The 1474-nt window shown below is 58.3% G+C and carries 1 protein-coding gene and 1 pseudogene; both read left to right on the forward strand.

The window, feature by feature from the left end:
• Positions 1–305 precede the first annotated feature (305 nt).
• A complete protein-coding gene (locus AWB68_RS50570; RefSeq protein ID WP_087650444.1) occupies positions 306–641 on the forward strand; it encodes an MbcA/ParS/Xre antitoxin family protein in 336 nt (111 codons plus the stop codon).
• Positions 638–1140 (forward strand): annotated as a pseudogene (locus AWB68_RS44830) (RES family NAD+ phosphorylase). Before AWB68_RS50570 ends, AWB68_RS44830 begins: the two are co-directional and overlap by 4 nt.
• Positions 1141–1474 lie beyond the last annotated feature (334 nt).

A 1474-nucleotide genomic window follows, 5' to 3' on the forward strand; every position in this document is an offset into this window, starting at 1 on the left:
ACGCTCCTGGAGCCGTATTTGCAACCCGATAATTAACGAGGCTAATTATTAAAGCTATTTAGGGGATGTTGTACTAGGAGCAGATTGGACCGGGGCGAGAAGACCCGGTAAGTTTCGGGAACCGTAGGTTCAATGTTCAGCGTGAGGACGGTGGCGAGCGTATTCGACAGGGCCCCGCAGGCGGCCTGAGCAAACGTTGCCAAAATGGCGTGCCGCGTTTATCCGCGGCCGCGCCTTGAGAACGATCTTCAAGTAGGCTTTCGATGACTCGCGAAGAATGGCTCCTTCGGCGCATGTGACCGCACGTGTGTCGCAGTAAAACCCTCTATCGCTGCTTCGTGTGCCTCGATCTACTGGCGCGGAGATTCGAACAGCATCTCGATGTTGCCGAGGGTGCCGGCATCGCATGCAGAAATGCTGTCGAAGAGCAAGGCAAGGTGGCGGAAAAAACAGAGCGACTCGCCCGTGTCGTGGCGACCGCGCAATACGTATGGGACAGCGTTGACGATGCGCGGGAGTTTCTGAACGCGCCGCATCCCATGCTCGAGGGACGCACACCACTTGATGTGGCATTCACAAAACTGGGCGCTCGGCGGGTCGAAGAGCTCCTGTGGAAACTGTTCTACGGGCTCCCTGCGTGACGGCAACACGAAGCAGACAAGCCCACGGGAATGTCTCGCTGACGATCTTCCGAATCGCTGACAGTCGCCATCCCGTCTGGAGCGGAACGGGCGCTATGCTAGTCGGTGGCCGGTTCAACAGTCCAGGTCGCCAGGTCATCTATGGCGCGTTGAACTTCGCTGGCGCGATGCTCGAAGTGCTCGTCCACGCGCGCATCGGCAAAGTACCACGCCACCACGTCTACTGGAGGCGACGGTGCCGGATGGCGTTGACATCGAGCGCGTCGAAGCAGACGACTTGCCCGCAGGATGGGACGGAACGGACGCCAGGATCGCGCGCCAGTTTGGAGATCGTTGGCTCGAGGAGGCGAGGTTAGCTGTGCTGCTGGTTCCCTCAGTCGTCGCACGCGCCGAGCGGAACGTTCTCGTGAATCCTGCGCATTCCGACGCTTTGCGATTCGTCGTTTCCGTGCCGCGCCCGGTTGTCTGGGATCGGCGGCTGTTTTCGCACGGCAAATAGTTCAGCGTTTCTTTTTTGCGCGAGGGGCACGACGGTCCTGGCGTCCACCCCGGAAGGTCGGCTTCCTTGCCGCGATATCTACGAACGGAGCATTAAAAGCCTCTTCCCGGCGCCGGTGATGTAAGTAAGGCGCATGCGGCGGCGCACCGGGGGTGCCATTAAGCGTAGTCCTGCTGATACGAGTTGCCAGGATTAGAATTCGGGAATAGACAAGCTATTGAAATGTCTTGACTGATAGTTATTATTAGCAGTGAAGGGTTTAATGCGTAAAATAGCCGGAAAGCGCACTGCGTGACGGCGAGACAAGGGTTTGCCCTTGGTTCTGCCTTGCTGG

The organism is Caballeronia choica (genome assembly GCF_001544535.1).
GTDB lineage: Bacteria > Pseudomonadota > Gammaproteobacteria > Burkholderiales > Burkholderiaceae > Caballeronia > Caballeronia choica.